Genomic DNA, 24494 nt, shown 5'->3' on the forward strand with positions numbered 1-24494 from the left:
CGCAAGATGCCGGGCGGAACAGAATTCAATCGGGAGGTTTCGAGGCATGAACGACACGAAGAATTTTGCGGTCAACCGGCGCACGCTGATGATGGGCGCCACCGCCGGCGTGGCGGCACTCGCCATGCCGAGCGTGCTGCGCGCGCAGGACAAGCCGACGCTGGTGACGTCGATCCGCTCGCTGTCCAACCCCTATCACGCGGTGTGGAAGACCGGCGCGGAAGCGTATGCCAAATGGGCCGGGCTGGAACACGTCACGCTGGTTTCGGAAGGCAACAGCGAGAAGGGCATTGCCGACATCAAGGCGATGCTGGCCAAGACCGGCGGCAACATGGTGCTGAATTCCGATCCCAACGACACGCCCGATGCGCGCCCGATCGTCGAGGCCTGCGCCAAGGCCGGCGCCTATGTGGTGACGCAGTGGAACAAGCCGGGGGATCTGCACCCGAAGGATTTCAACCCGAACTATGTCTCGCATATCGAGTTCGACGGCATCGACAGCGGCAAGACCATCGCCGAGATCCTGTTCAAGACCATTGGCGGCAAGGGCGGCATCGTCGCACTCGGCGGCCTGATCTCGACCACGGCGGCGATCGAACGCAAGAAGGGCCTCGATGCGGCGCTTGCCGCCAACCCAGACATCAAGCTGCTCGATTTCCAGGTCGCCAACTGGAAGTCGACCGAAGCCTTCGACCTGATGGGCAATCTGCTCACCCGCTTCGGCGACGACATCAAGGGCATCTGGGCGGCCAATGACGATATGGGCTCCGGCGCACTGGAAGCGCTGCGTGCCGAAAATCTCGCCGGCAAGGTGCCGATCGTCGGCGTCGACGGCATCAAGACGGCGGTCGATGCGGTGCGCACCGGCGAGTTCGCCTGCACGGTCACTTCGGATCCGTTCTGGCAGGGCGGCATGGGTCTAGCCATCGGCTACAACGCCAAGATCGGCAAGTTCGACCCGACCAAGGAGCCCCCGGAGCACCGCGAGTTCTACGGCAAGGCGGTGCTGATCTCGCACGACAATGTCGAGGAATATTACAAGACCAATGTCGATGCGAAGCCCGAGATCGACTGGAACGATCTGTGGGGCCGGGTCACCGGAGCAATCCGCACCTGATCCATCGGAGTGGGCTGCAACTCCCTGGCGGCCCGCTTCCTCCCGCAGCCGTCGCGATCCCCTTGTCGCGACGGCTGTCACCCGCAGACGGGAAGCGGTTTCTTGACAATCCATACAGAACCCCTGAAGTCCGTTTCGGACATCGAGCGGACGACGCCCATGACACCGTTCCCCGGCCGCATCGCGACATTCCTGGGCGGCAGGCGCTGGCGCAGCCTGGCGCCGCTGGCGGTGCTGATTGTACTCTGCGTACTCATCGCCATTGCCAATCCCAATTTCATCGAGCTGCGCAATCTGGTGCGGCTTGCGAATTCCGCCGCCGTGCCGCTGACGCTGGCGATGGGGCTGACCTTCATCATCCTGATGGGCAGCATCGACCTCGCAGTCGAAGGCACGCTTTCGGTGGCGGCAATGGTGCTTGTGCTGCTCGCCGCCAATGACGGCAACGGCAACGACTATGGCTGGTGGGCGGTGCTCGCTGCCATCGCCGCCGGCACCGCCATGGGCTTCGTCAGCGGTCTCGTCCAGACCATGCTGCGCATCCCGTCCTTCATGGGCACGCTCGGCATGTGGTTCATCGGCCTCGGCCTGTCGGTCTATATGCTGGGCGGCACGGCCATCAAGCTGAACGACGCCTCGATCCGCGACCTGGCCTTGCACCGTTTCCTCGGCCTGCCGGTGGCGGTCTGGGTCGCGTTCGGCGCCTTCCTGCTCGCCACCGTCATCCAGTATCACACCAAGCTCGGCCGCCACATATTGGCGATCGGCGGCGACGAGGATGTCGCCAAGCTCTCGGGCGTGAATGTCGTGCGCGTGCGCATCACCGCTTTTGCGCTGGCCGGTTTCTTCTTCGGCATTTCCGGTGTGCTGGCCGCAGCACAGCTCGGCCAGTCGCACGCCGTGATCGGTGACGGCAGGCTGTTTGCAGCGGTCACCGCAGTGGTCGTCGGCGGCACCGCTTTGACCGGCGGCGAGGGCGGCGTCGTCAACACGCTGATCGGTGTGCTGATCGTCACCGTGCTTGCCAATGGCATGATCCTGCTCGGCATCTCGCCCTACATCCAGCAGACGGTGCAGGGGCTGATGATCATCGCCGCGGTGGCGCTGTCGCTCGACCGCGTCCGCCTGAAAATCGTCAAGTGAGCGCCATGCTGCAGGCGTCCAACATCATCAAGAATTTCCCCGGCGTCCAGGCGCTGCGCGACGTCTCCATCGAAGTGCAGCCCAACGAGGTGGTCGGGCTGATCGGCGAGAACGGCGCCGGCAAGTCGACGCTGATGCGGGTGCTGGCCGGCGGCTACCGGCCGGATGGCGGCTCGCTCACGCTGGATGGCGAACAGCTGCGCATGCGCAACGCCCGTGATGCGGCCAGGCATGGCATCGGCATGGTGTTCCAGGAGCAGTCGCTGGTGCTGAACCTGACGGTTGCCGAAAACATCTATCTCGGCGAAGAGGACCGCTTCACCCGCTTCGGCCTCGTCAATTGGCGCGCCATGAACGCGGCGGCGCGGCGGCAACTGGCCAAGATCGGCATCGACATCGACGTCACCGCGCGCACCTCCGAACTCACCTTCGCCGCACGCCAGATGGTCGAGCTCGCCAAGGCGCTGACCTTGGAGGAAGTGGTCGAGCGGCAGTTGCTCATCCTGCTCGACGAGCCGACCTCGGTGCTCAACGCCGCTGATATCGAGGTGCTGTTCGCGCGGGTGCGCTCGCTTAAATCCCGCGCCAGTTTTGTGTTCGTCTCGCACCGCCTCGACGAGGTGCTCAACATCTCCGACCGTGTCTACACGATGAAGGACGGCGCGGTCGTCGCCGAGCACCGCGCAGCTGAAGTCACCGCGCCGGAGCTGCACGAGATCATGGTCGGGCGCGGCTTGCAGGCCGAATATTACCGCGAGGCCCGCCAGCTCGCGCCGCGCGATATCGTGATGGTCGAGGCCAAGGGGCTTGGCGCCAACGGTTACTATCACGGCGTCGATCTCTCGATCCGGGCCGGCGAGATTGTCGGCATTGCCGGCGTCGTCGGCTCCGGCCGCGAGGAGGTGACGCGCACCGTTGGCGGCTTCGTCCAGCATGATGCCGGCGAGATGAAAATCGCCGGCGATGCCGTGCGCTTCTCCTCGCCGGAGCCGGCTGTGCGCAAGGGCATCGGCTATGTCCCGCGCGAGCGCCGGCTCGAAGGGCTGGTGATGTTCCTGTCGATCGCGGAGAACATTTCGCTGGCCGATCTCTCCAGCGTCATGCGCCATGGCGCCATCGATTATGGCAAGGAGCGCCGGCTTGCCGCCGACTGGATCAAGCGGCTGCGCATCAAGGCGCCCGGTCCCGATGCCGCCTGCCGCAAACTCAGCGGCGGCAACCAGCAGAAGGTGGTGCTGGCGCGCTGGATGACGGCGGGCTCGCGCATCCTGGTGCTCGACCATCCGACGCGCGGGCTTGATGTCGGCGCCAAGGAAGAGGTCTACGAGCTGGTGCGCGACCTCTCCGCGCAAGGCGTCGCGATTCTTTTGATTTCCGACACGCTGGAGGAAACGATCGGCCTGTCGCACCAGGTGCTGGTGATGCGCGACGGTGCAATCACCGCGCGCTTCGATGCCAGTCCGGGCAACAAGCCGAACCAGGTCGATCTTCTCAGGGCAATGGTGTGAACCGATGAATGAGGCGTTCTCCATCAGGCAGGTTTTCGAAGGCAAGTGGACGCAAGGCGCCATTCCGCTGATCCTGCTGGTCGGCCTGCTGCTGATCATCGAGATCGCCGCGCCCGGCTTCCTCACCGGCGAAACCGTGGCGCTTTTGTTTGCCAACACCGCCGTGCTGTTCATCCTGGCGACCGGCGTCACCTTCGCCATCCTGCTTGGCGGCATTGATTTGTCGATCCAGGCGGTGGCATCGCTGGCCAGCGTCATCCTGGCGCAATTGCTGCCTTCGCTCGGCCTTGCCGCCTTCCCGGTGGCGATCCTGTCGGGGCTCGCCTTCGGCGTGTTGAGCGGCGTCGTCCACGTCAAGCTGCGCGTGCCGTCCTTCGTCGCGACGCTCGCCACCGGCGGCGTCGTCACCGGCTTGGCGCTCTGGGTCTCCAATGGCCGCGCCATCACCATCGAGGAGGCTGGTCGCGAAAACACCGCCTGGATCAACGCCACTGTCGCTGGCATTCCCGTGGTGGTGCTGATTTCGGCGGTGATCGGCATCGCCGCCTTTCTGGCGCTGCGCTACACGCGCTTCGGCCGCCAGGCGATCGCGGTCGGCGCCGGCGAGCCGGCGGCGTGGGCCGCGGGCATCAATGTCGACCGCACCAAGATCATCGCCTTTGCCGCGTCGGGTATGCTCGCGGCCATCGCCGGCATCGTGCTGGCAGCCAGGCTGTCGAGCGGTTCGCCGGTGCTGGCCAACCAGCTGCTGCTGCCGGCCATCGCCGCCGTCATAGTCGGCGGCACGGCGATCACCGGCGGGCTCGGCGGCGTTGCCCGCACGGCGGTCGGCGCGCTGATCATCTCGATCGTGCGCATCGGCATGACCTTTGTCGGCGTCAACATTTTCCTGGAAAATATGGTGTTCGGCGCGGTGCTGATCGCTGCCGTCGCCATTACCATCGACCGCAGCAAGATCGCGGTCATCAAGTGATCCCGCCTCCCAGGCAAGCGCGGACAGGACGGGACCGCATCGGCGCGAGGCCGATGCGGTCCGGCCCGATCGGATCACATTGTGTCGAGGCCGATCAGCTCGATCTTGTAGCCGTCGGGGTCTTCGACGAAAGCGATGTGGGTGGTGCCGTGCTGCATCGGGCCGGGCTTGCGCGGGATCTTGGCGCCGCGCTTTTCCAGTTCGGCGCAGACGGCGTAGATGTCGTTGACGCCGAGCGCCAGATGGCCGAAGCCGGTGCCGATCTCGTAGGGCTCCTCGCGGCCCCAGTTCAGCGTCAGCTCGACGACGGCTTCCTTGTCCTCGGGGCCGTAGCCGACAAAGGCGTTGGTGAACTTGCCGCCGGGGTAGTCGTCGCGGCGCAGCATGGTCATGCCGAGCACCTCGGTGTAGAAGGCGATCGACTTGTCAAGGTCGAGCACCCTGATCATGGTGTGCATATAGCGAAAGCCCGGGGCGTCGCTCATTGGGGAAGTCCTCCGAATTCTGTGATTTGCGGGTCTGATCATCCACATCGCACGCTTGGCGGCAAGCCTCGCTTGATGTTCTCAATCAGGGTTGTATGATAACACGACAACGTCGGTATTTGTCCAGTCGTTTTGCCGAGGGGCCTAGAGCCAATCCATGAATGCCGTCCTGCCAACCTCCGCATCGCAGATCGCAGCCCTGGCCGGCCTGCTGCCGAATGGCGGGCTGCTGACCGAGGAAGTGGATCTGGCGCGCTACAGCCGCGATTGGTCGGGCGATCATTTCGGCCGGCCGCTGGCCGTGGCGCGGCCCTCTTCGGTGGAGGAGATGTCGGCGCTGATGCGGTTCTGCCATGCCGAGCGCATTCCGGTGGTGCCGCAAGGCGGCCTGACCGGGCTCGTGGGCGCCGCAGTGGCGGCGGATGGCGGCGAGATCGTCATCTCGCTGGAGCGCATGAACCGTATCCGTTCGATCAGCCCGATCGACTTTGCCATGGTGGTCGAGGCTGGCTGCATCCTCGAGGATGCCAAGCGCGAGGCTGAAGCGAGCGACTGCCTGCTGCCGATCACCTTCGGCGCGCAGGGCAGCTGCCGCATCGGCGGCAATGTCGCCACCAATGCCGGCGGCTTCAACGTCCTGCGCTACGGGATGACGCGGGATCTGGTGCTTGGCCTCGAAGTGGTGCTGGCCGACGGCCGCATCTGGAACGGGCTGAAAGTGCTGCGCAAGGACAATCGCGGCTATGATCTGAAGCAGATCTTCATCGGCTCGGAGGGCACGCTGGGCATCGTCACCGCGGCGGCGCTGAAACTATTCCCCAAGCCGACGCAGATCGAAACCGCGCTGCTTGGCCTGCGCTCCGTCGAGGACGCGATGGCACTCTATGCAAGGGCGCGGCGCGATTGCAGCGATTTGCTCACCGCCTTCGAACTGATCCTGCGCGGCGGCATCGAGATCACCATGCGCGAAGGCCAGGATTTTCCCGATCCGCTCAGCCAGCCCTATCCCGTCTATGTGCTGATCGAGGTGTCCTCCGGCGGGCTGATCGACCTCTCCAACATGCTGCTGGGGTTTCTCGGCAGCGTCGAGGACATCGTCGAGGACGGCGTCATCGCTTCGACGCGGGCGCAAGCCGAGCGGCTGTGGCTTTATCGCGAGATCATGGTCGAGCGGCAGGGCAGGGGAGGCCGCTACCTGCGCACCGATGTGTCGGTGCCGATCTCCAGGCTTGCCGATTTCGTCACCGATGCGCTGGCCGCCTTGGAGAAAGCCCGGCCCGACGCGCTGGCCGTCACCTACGGCCATGTCGGCGACGGCAACATCCACCTCAACGTCGTGCCGCCGGAAGGCATGGGCACCGAGGCGATGGAACATCTGTTCGAGCAGGCGGAAGCCGAGATCTTCACCGTCGTCGATCGCTATGGCGGCTCTATCAGCGCCGAGCACGGCATCGGCCGGGTCAAGCAGAAGGCGTTCCTCGAACGCATCGATCCGGTGACGCTCAACCTCGCCGCCGGCATCAAGGACGCATTCGACCCGCGCCACATTCTCAGCAACGGCCGCATTCTGGCGTCCGCACCCGCCGTCGACTATAGGTGAGCGATGACGCTGAAACTCGACAAGGTCAATCGCGGCCCACACCTCTCCACTCTGGTGGCCAGTTCCATCTCGCGCGAGATCGCGCAAGGCCGGCTGAAGCCGGGTGACCAGCTGCCGACCGAGGCGGCGCTGGCAACCACTTTCGGGGTCAGCCGCAACGTGGTGCGCGAGGCGATCGCGCGGCTGCGCTCGGAAGGCCGAATCTGGTCGCAGCAGGGGCGCGGCGCCTTCGTGGTCGAGAGCAACAACCCGACGGTGCTGACCATCGACCATGAGACGCTGCAGCGCGCCGACTCGTTTCGCAATCTGTTCGAACTGCGTGGCATCCTCGAAGTGCAGGCGGCGGCCCTTGCCGCAAAACGGCGCAGCGACGCCGATCTCAAAGCCATGGGCGATGCGCTGTCCGGCATGCGCGCCGCCCCCTATGGCAGCGTCGCCTGGCTGCGCAGCGACCTCGAATTCCACCGCACCGTCGCCGAGGCGACGCGGAATTCCTACATGGGCCAATTCCTGGTCTTCGTGTCCGAGCGGGTGCGCGAAAGCATTCTCGCCGCCGGCAACCAGCAAAAGTCGGACGACATGGCCCGCATCACGCTCGGCGAACATGAGCGCATCCTGAGAGCGATCCGTGCCGGCGACGCCGAAGGGGCGCAAGCCGCGATGCGCGACCATCTGGCGGGCGCGGCGCTGCGGGTGGGGTTGCATGAGGGGGAAGCTGCGGAGAAAGCGCCGGGGCCCGAGGCAGCGTCTCCGGTACGGCATTCGCGGTTGCGGAAGGCTGTGCGCGGGCAGGCTTAGGGATAGCCTCGCCTTGTCCGCGCGCTGGGCCAATCGCCTATGGCGGCGCTGACCCCCACTCCGTCTCGGCTTCGCCGAGCCACCTTGCCGGGGCGAGCCACGGGTCTCGCCCGTCCTTCGGACCCCCCATTTCATGGGGGATGAGGAAATGCCAATCTCCGAGATCGCAGCCCTTCAAAAGCTTGGGTTTCCTCTCCCCCACGAATGTGGGGGTAGAGGTGGCTCGGCGAAGCCGAGACGGAGTGGGGAGCGCCATATCAGATTTCACTCGGTCGTCGGCTCAACCAGCTCAGGGCCGGAGATAGGCCGCCACCCCACCGCGCTATTTCAGCGGCAGAAACAGCTCAAGCACCACCTCGCGCACCGGTCCATTCGACGAAAAGTGTCGCTGGCAATAGATCGGAAAGTCGCGCGCCTCCTCGCCGCTGGCCGGAAGCCATTCGCGGTAGAGGTAGAGCGCTGCCGGCTCGAGATTGTTGGTGTTGCCGGGGTAGCGCAGCACCGCGCAGCGTCCGCCGGGGATCACGCCGGCCTTCATCTGCGCGCCCTCGATCGGCCCATCCTCTACCGGCAGCTCGGTTCCGGCGCAGATGTCCATGCTGTAGTCGGCCGGGTTCGCCGGCTCCCTTTCGGAACGGAAGATGTTGAAGGTCGAGCTTGTCTCGGGCGAGAGGCCGGCCGCCTTTCGCCAGGCGATGAAGCGCTGGATGGTGTCAGGAAGCGTCGCCCGATCGCCGCGATGCTCCAGGATCGCCACCGGCGTGGGCGGCACATCCCGGATCATCACGTCGCCGGGTTCAAGAATTATCTGCATGAGCGTGGTCCTTGCTTTGTCGAGCGGCCCGAAGGCCATGAGCCACGCCCCCCAGTCGGGAGACTTCCGGAACGACGAAGGCGATTGTCCGAACCGCTGCCGAAAAGCGCGGGCGAAGGCATCCGGTGCGTCGTAGCCGGCATCCATCGCTATGTCGGTGACGCTGTGGGCGTCGCTCTCGGCCAACCGGTACGAAGCGCGTTTCAGGCGGGCGAGCTGGACATAGCGATGCACGGACACCCCGAAGGTGGACGTGAACTGCCGGTGAAAATGGAATTTCGAGAACGCCGCAACGCCGCTCAACGCTTCCAGGCCCAGATCGTCGTCGAGATGCTGGTCGATATGATCCAGCACCCGCCGCATCCGGGCATGGTAGTTTTCAAGTGGCGTCATCAAACGTCTCGTCCTGCGTGGCGACACCAGATAGGCGCGTCAGGGCATTTCGCGCTCGACCGATATTGCGGTTTGACACGGATGGATGGCTGTTCGCTAGGCGGGTGCTTGGAGGTGCGCCAGGTCTGCTCGAGAGCGATGCGGCTGCGGAGTCGGCATCACGGGCGCGAGGGGCAGCGTCTCCGCTGCGCATTCGAGATTGCGAAGGCTGTGCGCGGGCGGGCTGACGGTCGAATTTCCGCCTTTGAATGTCCGGCGTTGAATGCCATATTCGTCGGATGGAAATGGATGCCTGCGAAATGAAGGTAGTCGATGGTTGGTCGTACCTCACGATCGACCAAGCGCTTGGTCTAAATCCCAAAATTCCGAAGCGTTGCCCAGAGTGCCATGGCGCTGTCCGTGCACACCGCGAAAGCAACAATGGGATGCGCGCTCATTTCGAACACATCGACGGCCATGATGGATGCTCACTGAAACCGCGAACCTTCTCAGGCAAACGGTCCATGCATCCTCACGCATTATCATGACCGATAAGCACCCGCACTGGCGACAGGTGAGACTGAGGATAAGAAGCTACTCGCCATAAGCAACGCGCCGAAGCAGCTATCATAGACGCGACTGGCCAATGCCTGACCTATCAACAAACTAACCAAAACAAAGCAGTATGTTATACTTCGTGTACCCAAGACTCGATTCCGTTCGGGATGCGATGTATGCAATCCGAATTGGGATGGGTGGAGCATCATGGCTCTTGCATGTGGGGCGGTATGTCAGCCGGCGGAGGTGCGTCGGGAAATAGAGTCGTTTGGTTCAAGCACCAGCCCGATCCGGGTGGACACAGATTCAGGCGAGGGATTTCTCAAATCGATGGGAAATCCGATGGGTTCTGCGATACTTGTGTCGGAATTGGTGTCTGGAGAATTGGCTTCTTGGCTTGGCCTCAAGGTGCCGCCGTTTGCCATAGTCCACGACTGTCAAATAGACCTGACTATGGAAAGGAATGGGGCGCGCATGGTGCCGCCCATGTTCTTTTCACGCGCCGTTGATGGAACCCCACACGACGGAGGAGACACTTTTTTGTCTCGTCTCCGAGAGCCTGGTGACGTGGCGTTGCTGGTTGTTTTCGATACGTGGGTCCGCAATTGGGACCGGTTTTTTGATGGACAAGACAACGCCGACAACCTACTTTATGTGAAGGCTGAGGGGCGTCGTAAATACGATCTTGTGCCCATCGATCATTCAAGCTGTTTTATTGGGAATGACGTTGATTTTCCTATGGGGCCGGCCCCTGAGGCATGGGTCCTAGACCCAAATGTATATGGTAAGTTTCCGGCCTTCGATCCATATATCGACGCGAAGTCAGTCAAGCGCGCCGTCGAGAAGCTGTCTCAATTAAAGCGCGATTTCGTGGTTGAAGTCGTTAATTCTATTCCTGCACAATGGGGCTTTGGCCCCAACGCCGCGCTCTCGCTGGTCGATTTGATTTGTGAGCGCGGCCAATATGTGGTGAACACGATCTCAGGGCGATTGGTGGATGAACCGGAAATCCCGGGGTTGGTAAAATGATCCGAGAGTCACAAGGCTATTTTTCGCTCGTTCAATACTCAGAGTTCCCGGAGCGGGCTGAGTTTGTGAACATTGGCGTCATTGTGTTCGCTCATGCTTCGGTTTTTGTGAAGTTTAGCCATAGCCCGCGCCGCGCCGAGCAGGCGTTCAAAATCCATCTCGGTAACCATTTTCAGCACCTGAAAGAATCGATGGAAGGTCGATTGCGGTATGAATTTGGTAACGGCTGGGACAGGGAAAAGATCGAGAAATTTATAGGGCTCAGGTCTGGGAAGGTTCGCCTGTCCCCGGTTCGATCTGTGTTGGTTAAAGACCCCGAGAAGCTTGTCAGCGAACTGTTCGAAAAGCTGGTTGGTGAGGTACCCAGCTCGCCGCGCGGCCAAAGGCTGTCGACAAAACTGGCGCAAGCTTTTCGTTCTAATGGCGTCGAAGACTTCCTCGTGAAGCCTGACCCCGTCCATCTTTCCGGAGGCGTAAAGATCGAGGTTCCCTTTGCCTATCAGAATGGAGCCTTCAATCTGATTGACGCCGTGTCGCTTGCGGGTGACCCGGATAAGGCGCTCAACCGCGTCAGCCCGCATATGATAGAAGGCGAACTTCTTTACCAAGAAACCGCCCTTGATCGACCTGCTCGCTTAGTGGTGGTCGGGGACGATGCGCAGGCACAGGATGCGGAATTCGTAAACATGATTGCGGAGCAAATGGACCGCCACCATGTCCGATTCTATACCCTAAATGAGATCGAGCCGTTGGTTAGGGACATTCGCCAGAATTACGTCCTCCATCGCTAGTTCCGCGTTCGACGCCTTGCAATTTGTCAATCGCGGTTTCAAACCCCTTTCGCCTTCATATGCTTTAAGCTTCCGGGCGGCTCCGTTGAGCCGCTCGGATTTCACGCCAAGGGCTACAGGATGTAGGGACCGTTGGCTTGCGCCCGAATCCACCCGTTTTCTATTGGCCCGGTGATGTCGCCTCCACCAGCGACACCCCGTTCAACCCCGCAACAATATCCGACAGCGCCGGCACGAATTTCTCGCCGTGGCCGGTGGTGACCGCCGTGGCAAAGCCATTGCGCACCGCAGCGCCGATCGGGTTGGCCACGCCGGCTGATTGCGCGAAGGAGGCGAGGTAGGTCATGTCTTTCAGCGCGTTGACGATTGCGAAGCGTTGGGCGTTTTCGTTGCGGTTGAGGATGAAATCGAAGAAGGCCTGGTAGAAGCCGCAATCCATGCGGCTGCCGGAGATGACGCTGTTGAAGACCTGCGGCGTCAGGCCGGCTTTGGCGCCCAGCGTCAGCGCTTCGGAATAGATGGCGGAATAGCCCATCGAGACGAAATTGTTGAGCAGCTTCATGGTGTGGCCGCTGCCGGTCGGGCCGGTGGGAACGACGCGCGCGGCAAAGGCTTCGAGCACCGGGCGTGCGCGGGCGACCACTTCGGCCGCACCGCCGACCATGACGTCGAGTTTGCCTTCGGCGGCTTCCTTGGGCGTGCGCGCCAGCGGCGCGTCGATCAGCGTCATGCCCTGCTCCGCGAGGTCGGCGGCAAGCGCTGTCGTCGATGACGGGTTGGAGGTCGAGCAGTCGATGATCAGCAGCGGCGTCTTGGCCGAGGCCAGTCCGTCCGGGCCCTTGACCAGTGCCTCGACCTCGCGCGAGCCGGTGACGCACAGGATGACGATGTCGCAGGCAGCGGCGAGGTCGCGCGGGCTGGCCGCTTCAGTGGCACCGGCCGCAATCAGCCGGTCGGCTGCGGTGCGGCTGCGGTGGACATGCACCGTCAGCGGCCAGCCTTTGCGCAGCAGATTGTCGGCCATGCCGGCGCCCATGCTGCCCAGGCCGATGAAGCCGATGCGTTCTTTCATGCAATCCTCCCATGGCTCGTGCCAGCGGGCCGAACTTTCGTCACCTTGCGGCGGGCACCCGTCGATGCAATTCTTTGAACAAGAATCGAACCGGAGTGCCACCGATGGCGGAGCCCATGACTTTCGACGCCATACCGCAGGCGCCCAACCTGCGGACGGGTCTGGTCAACACGCTGATTGCGCAGATCGAATCCGGTGACCTTGCGCCGGGGCAGCGGCTGCCGACCGAGCAGGAGATTGTTGCTGCCACAGGCGTCAGCCGCACCGTGGTGCGCGAGGCGCTGGCGGCGCTGCGTGCGCGCGGGCTGATTACCACGCGCCAGGGGCTCGGCGCCTTCGTCGCCAAGGATCCGCCGCCGAAGACGTTTTCCGTGCTGCCCGACGATCTCGAATCGATCGACGAGGTGCTGCGCGTGCTCGAACTGCGCATGGGCATCGAGGTCGAAGCGACCGGCCTTGCCGCCGAGCGGCGCAGCGAGGCGGCGCTCCAGCAGATGAGCGCGCGGCTCGATGCGCTGGAAGCGGCGGTGCGTGCCGGCGGCTCCGGCTCGGAAGAGGATTTCGGCTTCCACCGCGCCATTCTCGCTGCGACGCAGAACCCGAATTTCACCCGGTTGTTCGACACGTTCGGCAGCGCCATGGTCCCGCGCCATTGGACGCGGCTCGACCGGATGACGGAGGCTGAGCGGGAAAAATATCTCGACCGCATGCAGCGCGAGCATCGCGCCATTCTCGGGGCAATCGAAGCCAGGGACGTCAATGCCGCGCGGCGCGCCATGCGCAGCCATCTGACCAAAAGCTATGCCCGCTTTGAGGATCTGCGCAACAAGGCTGTTCACGATTAGGGGGCCAACCACGGTTGACGGACTGCTCATCCGGCGACCCCGCCGAGATTGAGTTCGTGCATCAGCGAAATGTTCCTCCCACTGTTGCAGTCTTACCCCGTTGTCATACAACCCTGTAATCTGGTAAATCCAGGGAAGAGGGATGTCAATCGCGTTGCCATGCGGTATGAGGCTCCCGGAAAAATCGCAATCATGGAGCCGGCATTGCCGGCGAAGCCGCAAATCAGGAACAGCGAGATGCATTCACGGAAATTTGGCCGTACCGGCAGATCAGTCAGCGAGATCGGCTTCGGCGCGTGGGCGATCGGCGCCGCCTGGGGCGAGGTCAATGATGACGATGCGGTCGCAGCCCTGCATGCCGCGCTCGATGCCGGCGTCAGCTTCCTCGACACCGCCGACGTCTATGGCGACGGCCGTTCGGAAAAGCTGATCGCACGGGTGATTAAGGAACGCGGTGGCGCGCGCCCGTTCATCGCCACAAAGGCCGGACGGCGGCTGCCGAAGCAGACCGTCGAAGGCTACAGCGTCGAGAACCTCAACGGCTGGATCGACCGCAGCCTGAAATACCTCGAGACCGACACGCTCGACCTGGTGCAGCTGCATTGCCCGCCGACCGATCTTTACTACCACCCGGAGGTGTTCGAGCGTCTCGACCGTTTGGTGGAGCAGGGCAAGATCCGCAATTACGGCGTCAGCGTCGAGCGTGTCGAAGAGGCGCTGAAGGCGATGCAATATCCCGGCGTCGTCAGCGTGCAGATCATCTTCAACGCCTTCCGCCAGCGCCCGGCCGAGCTGTTCTTCGACCAGGCGAAAAAGAACGATGTCGCCGTCATCGCCCGCGTGCCGCTGGCCAGCGGCCTGTTGTCCGGCAAGTTCAGGGCGGACACCAAGTTCGAGACCACCGACCATCGCCTGTTCAACCGCAATGGCGAAGCCTTCGATGTCGGCGAGACGTTTTCGGGCGTGCCCTTTGACGTCGGGCTGGCGGCGGTCGAGAAGGTGCGGCCGCTGGTGTCAGGCGACACCACCATGGCGAAATTCGCGCTGCGCTGGATCCTGATGTTCGACGCGGTGACGGTTGTCATTCCCGGCGCCCGCAATCCGGCGCAGGCGGTTTCCAATGCGGAAGCGGCGGAGCTTGCGCCGTTGTCCTCCGAGTTGATGGCCAAGGTGAAGGCGGTCTATGACGAGAACATCAAGCCCTACGTGCATCAGCGCTGGTGAGCCAGCGCCTGCCGCCCTCGACCGGACGACTGACCAGAGGCCAGCAGGGCCAAATTGCGTTCGTCCGTCACAAGCCGTGCAGCGGATTCTATGATCCATCGGTCATTTACTCGGCCGCGCCGCTTGTTATTGTGCAGTGCAGCAACGATATTCCTGCGTGTGCGTTGTGTGCACGAGTCTGCCCATTCCGGCGCGCAAGGATACCGATTTGCGAGACATATCCGATACGATCGCCCGGCTGAGCGCGATGCGCGGCCGGCCAGCCGGTGCAGGGCTGAGCAAGGACGACCACCTGTCCGAGATGACAGGGTTCGGGTCCAATCCCGGCGCCTTGCGCGCGCGGTTTCACCTCCCTGAAAACCTGCCGAAGCAGGCGGCGCTGGTCGTGGTGCTGCATGGCTGTACGCAGAATGCAGCCGCGTACGATCATGGCTCCGGCTGGACCGAGCTCGCCGACGAGCAGGGTTTTGCCGTGCTTTTCCCCGAGCAGCAGCGCGCCAACAACGCCAATCTTTGCTTCAACTGGTTCGTGCCAGGCGATATAAGCCGCGACGGCGGCGAGGCGCTGTCCATCCGCCAGATGATCGAGGCGGCGGTGGTCACCCACGGTCTCGACCGCAAGCGGATCTTCGTCACCGGTCTTTCCGCCGGCGGCGCCATGGCGGCGGTGATGCTGGCGACCTACCCGGACGTGTTTGCCGGTGGCGCGATCATTGCCGGGCTTGCCTATGGCAGCGCCTCGACCATCCCCGAAGCCTTCGACCGCATGCGTGGCCATGGCGGCCCGTCCAGAACCGACCTGCAGCGTCTGTTGCGGGAGGCCTCGCCGCACAAGGGGCCGTGGCCGAGGATTTCGGTCTGGCAGGGCTCGGCCGATACTACCGTGGTGCCTTCCAATGCCGACGCGGTGCTGGCGCAATGGGAGGGCGTGCACGGCCTCGCTCAAGCGCCGACACGCACGGAAAAGGTCGACGGTCAGAGCCGAAAAGTCTGGTGCGATGGCAAAGGCCGCGACGTGGTCGAGGCATACAGCATTGCCGGCATGGGCCATGGCACGCCATTGCAGGCGAGCGGCGACAATGCTCTCGGCAAAGCAGGGCCGTTCATGCTGGATGTCGGGATTTCCTCGACGCGCCACATCGCCCGTTTCTGGGGGCTGACGAAGCCAGACGTACGACGCGCGGCGAAAGCCGAGGCCGCTTCAGGCACTGTATTGCAGCCTTTCTCGCCGAAGGAAAAACCGCGAGCCGTCCGTGTCGATCCGACCCCGGAGCCCGTCAATCCGCCAGGCGGTCCGGCGGCCGGGATCACCAAGGTCATCGAGGACGCGCTCAGGGCAGCGGGATTGATGCGCTGAGGCTGAGGCTGAGGCTCGCCCGGCCCAAAGGACAACGGCAAGCGCCAGCATCATTATCGCAGCAGGCCTTCGTCCTCGAACGCATCCCAGCCCTTCAATCCGGGCGGCGGGCCGTCCGTGTTCCGGGCCTTCCTCGCAGTGCGTGCCTGCCCGGTGCCTTTTCCCGCGCGCGTCAACGCGGCCTTGCCCGCGCCGCGCCGCCTGTTCTCGGCGACCGCCTGGACATCCTGCTCTCTCCAGACTGTTGCCAAATCGCGGTCCAGGACGTCCTCGATGTGGCGCGGGTCGAAAACGTGGAAGGTGACAGACTTTGATCGCCCACGCATCTTGACGGTGCGTGTGCCGGTGCTTTGCAGCCGACCGTCCTTGAGCCATTTGTGGCGCTCGCGCGAAGAGATCGTAAGGATATCCTCGACCTCGCGTGGAAGCACAGGCAGCGCTTCCACTCCCTCCAGTGTTTTGGAGATACTGGCAGAGGCGGCCTTGAACGCTTCCGCTTCGGATCTCGACATTCGCAATGCGATGCGGCCCGTCTCGGCCTTGACGTGCTTCCTGACTGCCCATGGCAGCCGGGCTCTGACTTCACGTTCGATCCCCTTGGAGCGCACGGCGGACCCGAGTGTCGCTGACGGCGACAGCGGCCATTCGGCAATCAGTTGCGGGGACGGGCTCATGCTTTCCTTGGGCTGGTTTCGTTGGCTCGATGCTAACACGGCAAGAGCCGGTCAAGCCAAGGCAACAGCGAAAAGGGGCAGGTCCGAAGAGAACCGCCCCTTATGGCCGAATTTGAACGCCGCTTGCTGTGCGCCGACAGCACCTTCGGCCCCGCCGCCGTGCGGCGACGGGGCTCGATGATCAGAGTGGGCTGGCGTTGCGCGTTTTGTCGCGCTCGGCCTCGATGTCGGTGTAGGGGTCGGCATTGGCATCGAAGCCGGTCCAGCCACCGGCTTCATAGGCGCGTCGGCGGTCTTGCAGATCGACCGAGTTGGATTCGCCAAGAATACGCTCGGCCTCGTCGGCGAGTTCGTCACTGACCCTGGCGGTCACCATCGTGCCACCGCGGCGAACGCCCTCCGCATAGACATGCGCATCCCTTTCGGGGACGCCTGACTCGGTCAGCGCCCCGACGATGCCGCCGGCAGCGCCACCGACGACCGCGCCGCCAACGGCGCCGACCGCGGTGGCGGCCAGCCATCCTGCGGCCACGACCGGACCGACGCCCGGAATGGCCATGATGCCGAGCCCTGTCAGAAGCCCGCCGGCGCCGCCAATGACGGCTCCGAGACCGGCGCCGCCGGCCGCATCCTCGGCGGCGTTGGAAGTGTCGCCGTCGTCGTACCAGTCATCCGAATTGTTGGCGACGATGCTGATGTCGGCCTGCGGCACGCCGATTGCCTCCAGTTCGCCGACGGCATCGGAGGCATCATCGTAGTTGTCGAAAAGTCCGGTTACGGTTTTCATGGTCTTGATCTCCTCGTTCTGGTTCAGAGGGTTCAGTTCGCGCCGGCAACGACGTTGCCCTGATAATCGAGCGCCACGGTCGTGGTCTTGCCATCCTTGGTGGCCTGACCGCGCCAGATGCCCTGGTCGTCTTTGGTCAGCTTGGACACGCCGGAGAAGCCGGCATCCTGAATGCGGCTCTTCGCCTGATCCTCGGTGAAGCTGTTGGCACCCGGGACCGGGGCGGCCGGATTGGTGGTTTCGGTCGTGCTCACGGCCGGGGTGGTGGAGCTGGTGGTCGACGATGCATTGTCGGTGGAAGCGATCTTCTCGACCATTTCCTGATGCATTTTGAGCGTCGGCAAGGTCTCGGAGGCGAAGGTCTTCAACTGCGCGTTGTCGCCGTCCTTGGCATAGCTCTCGAACAGCGTGACCGCCTCCGAATGCGCATCGCGCTGCATCTGGACATAGGGCTTGTCGACGGCATCGTTGGCATTCTGCAGAGCCTCCAGATCGGCCTTGTGCTTGGCGTCCAGCTCCGTCGGCACTTTCAGCTTCTGTTCGCCGGCGATGGTCGCAAGCTTGGCGTTGGCGGCGCCGTGATCGTCGATCATCTTCTTGGCGAAATCCTTGACGCCTTGATCCTGGGCCTTGCCTTCTGCGATCTTGCTGGAGTCCACTTCGAACAGGCCGCCGATGGCAGCCTTGTCGACAAAGTCCTGAGCACTGTCGGCGGCGAAGGCGGGCAGGGCGAAGACCATGGCTGTGGCGGTGGCCAGCGAAGCTAGAAGAACACGTGTTTTCATGGACAGAGATCCTCGTTGGGGCACACATCGTGCTGTGAGCCTAACCAGTGCGGCCAAGCTTTGTTCCGCCGCCCAAGCGTTATAACCGGGAGGGTCGATGCCGCGATGATGGCCCCTCATCCTCGGATTTTGCGCCTTTGCGATGTCGACGCGTGGCTCGGACGGCGACCCGCTCGATGGGCGCCTTGCAAGTCCATCGCAAAGGGAAACGAGGCCTTCGCCGCCCGCAATGAATAGCGCCCGCGGTGGCCTATCGAGGTTCAGCGATCGTTGCGTTCGAGGCGGCGCGCAACCTCTGTCTGGGCGACCTGCAGCAGCGTGTCTATTTCGAACATCGCCGCCGCATGGCCGCCGTCGCGAATGACACGGCGGGCGCGGTGTAGCAGATCGGAGACCGTCCGCAGCGTTTCAGCATGGCTCGATCGATTCGACAAATGCGTGCCCTCCATCAGCCACAACCGTTGGATCGGGAGAGTGTTCCCAAAGTTGGCGGCCGGCTGGGTGAATGACTGTGAGCGCAGGCAGCGGAACCATCCTTGTCCGTTGGCCGTTCCCCCTGCCTCAACGAAAGGAACAGCCATGGCCGAGAACGACACCCCGAAGGACACCCCGAAGGACACCCCGAAGATTTCCGCCCGAGATGCCCAGGAGGCCCTGGAGAAGCAGGTCGCATCGCTGAAGCGCGAGATCAGCAAGATCAACCGGACGCTTGCCGAGCGCGCAGAAGATGCCGTTGGCGAAGCCGGCGGCTGGTATGGCAGCGCGACCGAGCGCGCGGCACGGGCAACGCAGCAGCTGAGATCGCAGGCGCAGACGGTGTCCGAAGCCGTCCAGCAAAATCCCGGCACCATCAGCAGCGCTTTCGTGCTTGGCGGCATTGCCGGGTTGTTGATCGGCATGCTGCTCGGGCAAAGCCACGAACGCGACCGAAGCTGGTTCTAGCGGCGTATCTTATGACTATTGCGCCCGCCGGCTTTGCTAGCGGGCTTTGTATGGACGCCAGATCACTGTGGCTTTGAGTGAAAAACTCCCCGCTCGGGTAAACGGGATTTGTGGTCGGCGCCGCCCGCGCGGCGCCCTCGACAGGTGAGTTGAGTTTCCCTGCCGCGGTCGTATGTTGTTGACCGTAGTGGAGGATCACAAATGCCCATTCGACGCAAAGCCACCGAGGCCGGCGTTTTGCAGCCATCCGAACTCGAGCTGTTGGGCCGTGTATTCGAGCAGCTTAAGCGCGACGGTCAGTCGCCCGAAGCACGCGACGCCATCGCATCCCGGATTATCGCGAACTATATGGCCGGCGTGGTCGACGAAGCCGAGCTCGTCAGTCTTTCGAGGCAACCGCTGGGCCGGTAGTGCGCTTTCCATTGCGGGTTCAGAAGAGTTTCAGGTCGTCAAATCAGAGGGATAAGGCAATGCCGGCTGACCCACCGATAGAGCGACGGTCGTATATCCGTGATCTTGTTCTGAAGGAAGCGACAATCCGCGTTGGCGACGCCAGTATCAATTGTCTGGTTTGCAACCAGCACGCTCACGGTGCGGAGCTGCGGGTGAAGGCCGATATCGCAATCCCCGACCGTTTCGTCCTTCACGTGCCTGTCGATCATACCAGCTATCGCGCCGTGGTGCGGTGGAGACGGAACGAGCGACTTGGGGTGCAGCTTGATTCGGGAAGGCAGGCGTAGAGGGCGATAGCCGGGACGGATGCAGGGTTGATGGGACAAGGCAGGGCTCGTTTGCGGCACGAACGCTTCTTTCTATGCTACTTGCGATTTGCAATCAGTTGCTATAGCGTCTGACTGCTTGCAAATTACAAGCGGTTAATCCGTGAACCGACTATGTGAAGGCGCTGCTTATGGCCAAACTTATCTTGGGAATGAACGTTTCCATCGATGGCTATGTCGATGACCTTGCCGGAAATCTGGTCATGGGCGCACCAAGCCAGAAGCACTTCGAGTACTGGATCGAGACGATTCGCAACCATGCCGGCGCTGTGTATGGCCGCCGGATGTACGAGGTCATGCGCTATTGGGACGATGATCACGCGGAATGGGACGCTCCGCTTCGCCAGTTCGCGACACTCTGGCGCAAGCTGCCCAAATGGGTCGTTTCGCGCACACTTTCGCGGGTAGGCCCAAACGCCACCCTCATCTCCGGCGATATTGAAGATCAGATTCGCGAGATCGCGGCCCGCGCGGAGGGCACCCTGAGCGTTTCCGGTCCGGAACTGGCCGGTCTTATGACCGGGCTGGGCCTGATCGAGGAATATCACCTGCACGTGAGGCCATTCGTGCTCGGCAAGGGCAAGCCTTTCTTCCACGAGGCAAGGCCTGCGCTGCAACTGGTGTCGAGCACATTGATCGATGACGATACGGTTCATATGATCTATGTGCCGCGAGGCTGAACGATAAGGCGCTTCAGCGCCAACATGCGAACCTGGAGAGGGCCTGGTCCCGGCCTTCGCACCGAGGTCTCACATGTCAGCTTGCGTGCTGGGTACCCAAGCAGCAGAGGGTCTGCTGTCGGCCGAAAATCTGCCGGTCAGCAATGCGCCCCATTCCGGTCAAAGAGGCCTTGCCGCCGTTCCTCGCCCGAAGCGCCGCTTCGGTTGGTCCTTCAGTGACCTGGCGGCCCAAGGGCGTCGTCCTCCACCGCCCGACCTCGTCCGCAACTCATCGTTGCCGCCAGCGGCTCTGCTCCTGGCCTTCCCGCGATGACCGAGCGGGTAGTGAAACATCATGGTCAAGCCTGAAAAGCAAGGTACAACCTAGCCGCCTTTCCAGGCCTGCGTCATCATCGTCCAGCAGTTCAGGATCCTGCGTGCGCCAGCCGGGTCCGTCGGGTCGGCCGGCCGCACAGTTTTTTTCATCCCGCTGGAACATTGGCGAAGGAATGCAGTTGGGGTCGCTGCAGATGCCGCCGCGTGGTGCCTGTGGGCGATTGGTGGCAACACCTGATCGGCCGCCGCTCCTTTACGAGGCGGCTTAGCGTGTGAGCCAATCCTGCAGCAAAGGCCTTGGGATTGGAACGACCAACAGGAGGCAGTCATGAAGCACCAGACACTCGATCAACTCCAGTCAGTCGCGGACATCAGTCCACTATCGCCGGCTCTGCTGGCTACAAGGACGCAACGGATAGAGCGGTGGGCGGAACTGCTCTATCGAAATCCGACGCGCTCCCTTGTGGCTCTCACCGGGACTGAGCATCTGCATCCCTCTGTCCGCGGAGAAGCGCGCGCGGTCGGATCGGCGATCAGTGTCGCTTTTGACGATCCACTGCTGCGTGCATCGGGCATGCAATCGGATACCTACGGGGAAGCCAGACGCTTCTTCGAACTCTCCGATTGGCAGTTGCATGAGATCGTCTGCAGTTGCCACACCGGCGCCACCATGCAGGCTGGCTGGGCCGCCGGGCGTGTCCGCAGGGTTCTCAATGGGAGCAAGATATTGGCTTGGCTGAGAAAAGGATTCATGCCGCACTGAGACACAGCGCTTGCGCCTGAAGAAGCATGCAGGCTCCAGCAGAGATTGCATCGGCTCCGCGAAGGCATGGCTGATCTCAATGGAGTAGGGCGGCCGAGTTGCTTGCGACTTCAGAAATGACGTTCACCATTGCTTAGTGGACCTCGTCAGGGTGATCGGCAATTTCGTGAATAGCGAGTACCAGCGCCAGTTTCGACCAACCGGTCGGCAGCGCCCGCGTGACCAAGCGGGGTTACTTATCCTCGGTGCGTCACATGTGCGCTTCGTCAGCGGTATAGCCTGCCAATCCCTCCACAGCCGTTTTGACGCTGCGAAAAGCTCGAGGCGTGAGGGGGCAATTTGACCCAGGAATCCCGAAAACGGACCTTCCGCTTTCGGCCCCGAAATTGAAATTCGAGGCCCGCCCCATCACCCGGGAAAGATCGTAAACCCGCCATCGACGCGGAGCACCTGCCCATTGATAAATCGTGCGCGGGGGCCGGCTAGAAAGGCCACCGCCTCGGCGATCTCCTCCGGCTCGGCATAGCGGTTCAGCGACTTCTTGCTGGAATCCATGCGCTCCGGATCGACCACGCGGGTCGCCTGGAAGCGTGCCGTCTTCGTGGCGCCTGGGCTGACCGCGTTGATGCGCACGCCGTCGTCGATCAGTTCCTTGGCGAGACAGCGCGTGTAATGCACGACCGCGGCCTTCAAGGTGGAGTAGACGACCTCGGGCGAGCAGCCGAGATGTGCCGCCGCCGACGCGATGTTGATGACGGAGCCGCCGCCGCGCCGTTTCATCGGCGGCACGAAGGCCTGGCAGACCAGCATCGTGCCGATCAGATTGTTCTCGGTGAGCACGCGGATGTCGTCCAGTTCGATGTCGAGGGCGTTGTTGGGGTTCGGCTTGCCGCCCTTGGCGCCGATGTCGCCGCCGGCGCAATTGACCAGCACATGCACGTCGCCGAGATCGGCCTCGATCTTGCGCTTCATCTCGGCCACCGCCTTCTGGTCACCAATGTTGCCGGTCACCGACGTGACCTTCGTGCCGTGCCGCTTCAGGCGCTCGACCACTTCGCCGAGATTGGCGAACTCGCCATATTTGGCCGGCGCTTCCTCGTCCATGTCGTGGATTGCGACATTGGCGCCGAGTTCGGCCAGGCGCTCGGCCATCACGCGGCCGAGGCCGCGGCCGGAGCCGGTTACGAAGGCGGTCAGTCCATCGAGTTCACGTGCCGTCATCGGATCTTCTCCATCAAAACAAATTTGCGCATGTTGGCGGCGCTACGCCGGATCATGTCGAGCTCATAGGAAACCAGGGAAGCATCGGCTTCGCGCTCCCAGGGGGTGCTTGTGTCGGCATCGTCGGGCAGCCGGTTGCGCTGCGCGGCCGCCAGGCAGGCGGCAAATTCGCGTGCCGTCTTCTGCGGATAGCCGCGCCACCAGTCGTCGCTGAGATAGCGGACATGCCGGGCCTCCAAGGCGCCCGGTTCGAGAACGGCGGTCATGCGATCGTGGTGTTGGCCAAGAATGGCGAACAGCTCGGCAAACGGCACCGCACCGTCGCCGATGGCACAACGGATCAGCCGATAGCCTTCGGTCGTGAACTGCACGCGGTAATCCTTGAGGTGGACATGGCGGACACAGGGGGCGATCACCTTCGTAAAATCGAGCGGCGCTTCGCCGACCGGGAACGTGTTGCCGGTGTCGAAGGTGACGCCCACACTGTCACCACCGAGGGCGCAGAAATCGACGAGTTCCCGGCTGGTAAAGTCCTGGTGGTTTTCGATCGCAAGGACATACCCTTCGGCATTCGCGCGGGGACCCCATTCCACCAATCGCTCCCGAATGATGCCGACGTACTCGCTCCATTTTTCGCCGGCCGCGTTGCGGTCGCCGCAGAGAACCGGCGTCAGCGCCGTCCGGATGATTTTGGCGTTGAGCAGGCGCGCGGCCCGAAAGGCATCGTCGAGCGGTTCGCCCACCAGCAGGCCGCCGCTGACGACCGGCGTGATGCCAAGGCCGGCGAGCCGTTCGCGCAGCGCGATCACCGCGTCGTCGGAAAGCTCGCTCAGCCATGGCACCCAGATCTCCAGCACGCGCGCGCCGAGTTCGGTCGCCAGTGCGATGAAACCTTCGAGCCCCGCAGGCTGCGGATTGGCGCGTGGCGTGCCGCGGCCCTGGAGGCCGAGATGATAGGTCAGGCCGTAGGGGTTCAGGCCGACCTCGAGCATGAAGCGATCCTTTGAGTCAGGTGTGGTCATCGCAGGCCGGCATCCACGGTGATCGACTGCTTGGTGATCATGCGGCTGTCGTCGGCGGCGAGGAACAGCACCGTGCGCGCGATCTCCTCGCCGAGCAGAACCTTGCGGATCACCTGGCGCTGCACGACCTGGTCGACCGAACCTTGGGTCTTGTACCAAAGCTCCCGCTGCCGGTCGGTGATGACGGCGCCCGGCTCGATGGCGTTGACGCGGATGTTGTCGGGGCCAAACGCCCGCGCCAGCGCGAAGGTCAGCCCGACCACCGCAGCCTTGGCCGCCGCATAGGGGGCCATCNCGGGGCCAAACGCCCGCGCCAGCGCGAAGGTCAGCCCGACCACCGCAGCCTTGGCCGCCGCATAGGGGGCCATCTCTGATGCGCCGAAACGCCAGGCGATCGAGGAAAAATTGACGATCGAACCAAAGCCCAATTCCTGCATGTGCGGATGCACGGCCTGGGCGGCAAAGAAGTGGTGCCTGAGGTTCACATCCTGGGCGTGGTCCCAGTATTCCTGCGTCACGTCGGCGACCGAGAGGCGATTGTCGTCGGCAGCGTTGTTGACCAGCACCGCGACAGGCCCGACGCGGTCGCGCACCGTGCCGATCGCGGCTTGGAGGGCGGGGATATCGGTCACGTCGCAGCGCAGGAACAGGGGCGCGTGCGCTGCCGCGGCGGCGAGGTCGCGGGCAAGCTGCTCGCCGGCCTCCTGCTGCAGATCGAGAAACGCGACGCGCGCGCCATTGGCGGCGAAGGCGCGGACCGTGTCGGCGCCGATGCCCGACGCACCGCCGGTGATCAGCACGACACGCTCGGACAGGCTCGGATAGGTGGCGAAGGACAAG

The 24494-nt window shown here is 63.2% G+C and carries 26 protein-coding genes; 16 read left to right on the forward strand and 10 right to left on the reverse strand.

The annotated features are described in order from the left end of the window. Positions 1-46: 46 nt before the first annotated feature. The 4 genes from X733_RS165150 to X733_RS165135 all read left to right on the forward strand — a co-directional run bounded on the left by X733_RS165150 (position 47) and on the right by X733_RS165135 (position 4741). Complete coding sequence (locus tag X733_RS165150) at positions 47-1117, forward strand: sugar ABC transporter substrate-binding protein (RefSeq protein WP_023683136.1); 1071 nt, start codon at positions 47-49, stop codon at positions 1115-1117. A gap of 102 nt (positions 1118-1219) precedes the next feature. Next, positions 1220-2260: an ABC transporter permease gene (locus X733_RS165145; RefSeq protein ID WP_245274364.1), complete on the forward strand. Its 1041-nt coding sequence runs from the start codon at positions 1220-1222 to the stop codon at positions 2258-2260. Between the two features lie 5 nt (positions 2261-2265). Next, positions 2266-3768: a sugar ABC transporter ATP-binding protein gene (locus tag X733_RS165140; RefSeq protein ID WP_023751371.1), complete on the forward strand. Its 1503-nt coding sequence runs from the start codon at positions 2266-2268 to the stop codon at positions 3766-3768. A gap of 4 nt (positions 3769-3772) precedes the next feature. Next, entirely contained in the window at positions 3773-4741 is a 969-nt protein-coding gene (locus X733_RS165135; protein ID WP_023751370.1) for an ABC transporter permease, read from the forward strand. A gap of 74 nt (positions 4742-4815) precedes the next feature. Here the strand turns inward: X733_RS165135 and gloA are convergent, their stop codons facing one another. Beyond that, positions 4816-5226, reverse strand: a complete 411-nt coding sequence (gloA, locus tag X733_RS165130) for a lactoylglutathione lyase (RefSeq protein ID WP_023817210.1) — start codon at positions 5224-5226, stop codon at positions 4816-4818. 157 nt (positions 5227-5383) lie between these two features. Here gloA and X733_RS165125 point away from each other — a divergent pair, with 157 nt between their 5' ends. Further along, on the forward strand, positions 5384-6826 hold the full coding sequence (locus X733_RS165125) for an FAD-binding oxidoreductase (protein ID WP_023714084.1): 1443 nt from the start codon (positions 5384-5386) through the stop codon (positions 6824-6826). 3 nt (positions 6827-6829) lie between these two features. Beyond that, on the forward strand, positions 6830-7624 hold the full coding sequence (locus X733_RS165120; RefSeq protein WP_023714083.1) for a FadR/GntR family transcriptional regulator: 795 nt from the start codon (positions 6830-6832) through the stop codon (positions 7622-7624). Between the two features lie 322 nt (positions 7625-7946). Here X733_RS165120 and X733_RS165115 read toward each other — a convergent pair whose 3' ends face one another. After that, the gene (locus tag X733_RS165115; protein WP_155924120.1) at positions 7947-8834 is read right to left on the reverse strand and encodes an AraC family transcriptional regulator; all 888 of its coding nucleotides are present in this window, start codon (positions 8832-8834) and stop codon (positions 7947-7949) included. Between the two features lie 864 nt (positions 8835-9698). Here X733_RS165115 and X733_RS165110 point away from each other — a divergent pair. Both X733_RS165110 and X733_RS165105 read left to right on the forward strand, forming a co-directional pair. After that, positions 9699-10397 (forward strand): HipA family kinase, encoded by a 699-nt coding sequence (locus X733_RS165110; RefSeq protein ID WP_348524579.1) that lies wholly within the window; start codon positions 9699-9701, stop codon positions 10395-10397. Continuing rightward, the gene (locus tag X733_RS165105; RefSeq protein ID WP_023735078.1) at positions 10394-11188 is read left to right on the forward strand and encodes a DUF3037 domain-containing protein; all 795 of its coding nucleotides are present in this window, start codon (positions 10394-10396) and stop codon (positions 11186-11188) included. The genes X733_RS165110 and X733_RS165105 overlap by 4 nt, the downstream gene beginning before the upstream one ends. Before the next feature lie 160 nt (positions 11189-11348). Here the strand turns inward: X733_RS165105 and X733_RS165100 are convergent, their stop codons facing one another. Next, a complete protein-coding gene (locus X733_RS165100) occupies positions 11349-12362 on the reverse strand; it encodes an NAD(P)-dependent oxidoreductase (protein ID WP_280790512.1) in 1014 nt (337 codons plus the stop codon). Between the two features lie 2 nt (positions 12363-12364). Between X733_RS165100 and X733_RS165095 the strand changes: the two genes are divergently transcribed. From X733_RS165095 to X733_RS165085, 3 genes are all read left to right on the forward strand, one after another. Further along, positions 12365-13105 carry a FadR/GntR family transcriptional regulator gene (locus tag X733_RS165095; RefSeq protein WP_023710865.1) on the forward strand — a complete coding sequence of 247 codons (741 nt, stop codon included), beginning with the start codon at positions 12365-12367 and terminating at the stop codon, positions 13103-13105. A gap of 237 nt (positions 13106-13342) precedes the next feature. Further along, entirely contained in the window at positions 13343-14329 is a 987-nt protein-coding gene (locus X733_RS165090; protein ID WP_023817211.1) for an aldo/keto reductase, read from the forward strand. 208 nt (positions 14330-14537) lie between these two features. Next, a complete protein-coding gene (locus X733_RS165085) occupies positions 14538-15686 on the forward strand; it encodes a PHB depolymerase family esterase (protein ID WP_023817212.1) in 1149 nt (382 codons plus the stop codon). 53 nt (positions 15687-15739) lie between these two features. Here the strand turns inward: X733_RS165085 and X733_RS165080 are convergent, their stop codons facing one another. The 4 genes from X733_RS165080 to X733_RS1000000169285 form a co-directional block, all read right to left on the reverse strand. Continuing rightward, positions 15740-16360, reverse strand: a complete 621-nt coding sequence (locus X733_RS165080; RefSeq protein WP_031192923.1) for a hypothetical protein — start codon at positions 16358-16360, stop codon at positions 15740-15742. A gap of 181 nt (positions 16361-16541) precedes the next feature. Further along, on the reverse strand, positions 16542-17147 hold the full coding sequence (locus X733_RS165075) for a hypothetical protein (RefSeq protein ID WP_023671087.1): 606 nt from the start codon (positions 17145-17147) through the stop codon (positions 16542-16544). Positions 17148-17179: 32 nt separating this feature from the next. Next, entirely contained in the window at positions 17180-17932 is a 753-nt protein-coding gene (locus tag X733_RS165070) for a DUF4142 domain-containing protein (RefSeq protein ID WP_023683154.1), read from the reverse strand. Positions 17933-18192: 260 nt separating this feature from the next. Next, positions 18193-18513 carry a hypothetical protein gene (locus X733_RS1000000169285; protein ID WP_155924121.1) on the reverse strand — a complete coding sequence of 107 codons (321 nt, stop codon included), beginning with the start codon at positions 18511-18513 and terminating at the stop codon, positions 18193-18195. Between X733_RS1000000169285 and X733_RS165060 the strand changes: the two genes are divergently transcribed. The 5 genes from X733_RS165060 to X733_RS165040 all read left to right on the forward strand — a co-directional run bounded on the left by X733_RS165060 (position 18512) and on the right by X733_RS165040 (position 21411). Beyond that, positions 18512-18874, forward strand: coding sequence for a hypothetical protein (locus tag X733_RS165060; protein WP_023683156.1), 363 nt, complete (start codon positions 18512-18514; stop codon positions 18872-18874). The two genes, X733_RS1000000169285 and X733_RS165060, sit on opposite strands and share 2 nt — an antisense overlap. Positions 18875-19075: 201 nt before the next feature. Continuing rightward, positions 19076-19285: a hypothetical protein gene (locus tag X733_RS165055; RefSeq protein ID WP_023671091.1), complete on the forward strand. Its 210-nt coding sequence runs from the start codon at positions 19076-19078 to the stop codon at positions 19283-19285. Positions 19286-19344: 59 nt separating this feature from the next. Then, a complete protein-coding gene (locus tag X733_RS1000000170550) occupies positions 19345-19614 on the forward strand; it encodes a PilZ domain-containing protein (RefSeq protein ID WP_081740605.1) in 270 nt (89 codons plus the stop codon). A gap of 170 nt (positions 19615-19784) precedes the next feature. Next, on the forward strand, positions 19785-20333 hold the full coding sequence (locus X733_RS165045) for a dihydrofolate reductase family protein (protein ID WP_023817215.1): 549 nt from the start codon (positions 19785-19787) through the stop codon (positions 20331-20333). Between the two features lie 643 nt (positions 20334-20976). After that, entirely contained in the window at positions 20977-21411 is a 435-nt protein-coding gene (locus X733_RS165040; RefSeq protein WP_023671095.1) for a hypothetical protein, read from the forward strand. 408 nt (positions 21412-21819) lie between these two features. Here the strand turns inward: X733_RS165040 and X733_RS165035 are convergent, their stop codons facing one another. The 3 genes from X733_RS165035 to X733_RS165025 are packed head-to-tail and all read right to left on the reverse strand — an operon-like array spanning position 21820 to position 24493. Continuing rightward, positions 21820-22632 (reverse strand): SDR family oxidoreductase, encoded by an 813-nt coding sequence (locus X733_RS165035; protein WP_023817216.1) that lies wholly within the window; start codon positions 22630-22632, stop codon positions 21820-21822. Next, on the reverse strand, positions 22629-23624 hold the full coding sequence (locus X733_RS165030; RefSeq protein WP_023817217.1) for a TIM barrel protein: 996 nt from the start codon (positions 23622-23624) through the stop codon (positions 22629-22631). The genes X733_RS165035 and X733_RS165030 overlap by 4 nt, the downstream gene beginning before the upstream one ends. 26 nt (positions 23625-23650) lie before the next feature. Continuing rightward, positions 23651-24493, reverse strand: coding sequence for an SDR family oxidoreductase (locus X733_RS165025; RefSeq protein ID WP_023817218.1), 843 nt, complete (start codon positions 24491-24493; stop codon positions 23651-23653). Between the last annotated feature and the right edge of the window lies 1 nt (position 24494).

Origin of the sequence: Mesorhizobium sp. L2C066B000, assembly GCF_000502335.1 — a bacterium.
GTDB lineage: Bacteria > Pseudomonadota > Alphaproteobacteria > Rhizobiales > Rhizobiaceae > Mesorhizobium.

Bases quoted from the DNA above. Each gene is read 5' to 3' on its own strand.
- X733_RS1000000169285 (WP_155924121.1), bottom strand. From the start codon at position 18,513: ATGGCTGTTCCTTTCGTTGAGGCAGGGGGAACGGCCAACGGACAAGGA.
- X733_RS165090 (WP_023817211.1), top strand. From the start codon at position 13,343: ATGCATTCACGGAAATTTGGCCGTACCGGCAGATCAGTCAGCGAGATC.
- gloA (WP_023817210.1), bottom strand. From the start codon at position 5,226: ATGAGCGACGCCCCGGGCTTTCGCTATATGCACACCATGATCAGGGTG.
- X733_RS165075 (WP_023671087.1), bottom strand. From the start codon at position 17,147: ATGAAAACCGTAACCGGACTTTTCGACAACTACGATGATGCCTCCGAT.
- X733_RS165055 (WP_023671091.1), top strand. From the start codon at position 19,076: ATGCCCATTCGACGCAAAGCCACCGAGGCCGGCGTTTTGCAGCCATCC.
- X733_RS165120 (WP_023714083.1), top strand. From the start codon at position 6,830: ATGACGCTGAAACTCGACAAGGTCAATCGCGGCCCACACCTCTCCACT.
- X733_RS165040 (WP_023671095.1), top strand. From the start codon at position 20,977: ATGAAGCACCAGACACTCGATCAACTCCAGTCAGTCGCGGACATCAGT.
- X733_RS165105 (WP_023735078.1), top strand. From the start codon at position 10,394: ATGATCCGAGAGTCACAAGGCTATTTTTCGCTCGTTCAATACTCAGAG.
- X733_RS165095 (WP_023710865.1), top strand. From the start codon at position 12,365: ATGGCGGAGCCCATGACTTTCGACGCCATACCGCAGGCGCCCAACCTG.
- X733_RS165140 (WP_023751371.1), top strand. From the start codon at position 2,266: ATGCTGCAGGCGTCCAACATCATCAAGAATTTCCCCGGCGTCCAGGCG.
- X733_RS165030 (WP_023817217.1), bottom strand. From the start codon at position 23,624: ATGCTCGAGGTCGGCCTGAACCCCTACGGCCTGACCTATCATCTCGGC.
- X733_RS165135 (WP_023751370.1), top strand. From the start codon at position 3,773: ATGAATGAGGCGTTCTCCATCAGGCAGGTTTTCGAAGGCAAGTGGACG.
- X733_RS165125 (WP_023714084.1), top strand. From the start codon at position 5,384: ATGAATGCCGTCCTGCCAACCTCCGCATCGCAGATCGCAGCCCTGGCC.
- X733_RS165080 (WP_031192923.1), bottom strand. From the start codon at position 16,360: ATGAGCCCGTCCCCGCAACTGATTGCCGAATGGCCGCTGTCGCCGTCA.
- X733_RS165150 (WP_023683136.1), top strand. From the start codon at position 47: ATGAACGACACGAAGAATTTTGCGGTCAACCGGCGCACGCTGATGATG.
- X733_RS165070 (WP_023683154.1), bottom strand. From the start codon at position 17,932: ATGAAAACACGTGTTCTTCTAGCTTCGCTGGCCACCGCCACAGCCATG.
- X733_RS165060 (WP_023683156.1), top strand. From the start codon at position 18,512: ATGGCCGAGAACGACACCCCGAAGGACACCCCGAAGGACACCCCGAAG.
- X733_RS165110 (WP_348524579.1), top strand. From the start codon at position 9,699: ATGGGAAATCCGATGGGTTCTGCGATACTTGTGTCGGAATTGGTGTCT.
- X733_RS1000000170550 (WP_081740605.1), top strand. From the start codon at position 19,345: ATGCCGGCTGACCCACCGATAGAGCGACGGTCGTATATCCGTGATCTT.
- X733_RS165035 (WP_023817216.1), bottom strand. From the start codon at position 22,632: ATGACGGCACGTGAACTCGATGGACTGACCGCCTTCGTAACCGGCTCC.
- X733_RS165045 (WP_023817215.1), top strand. From the start codon at position 19,785: ATGGCCAAACTTATCTTGGGAATGAACGTTTCCATCGATGGCTATGTC.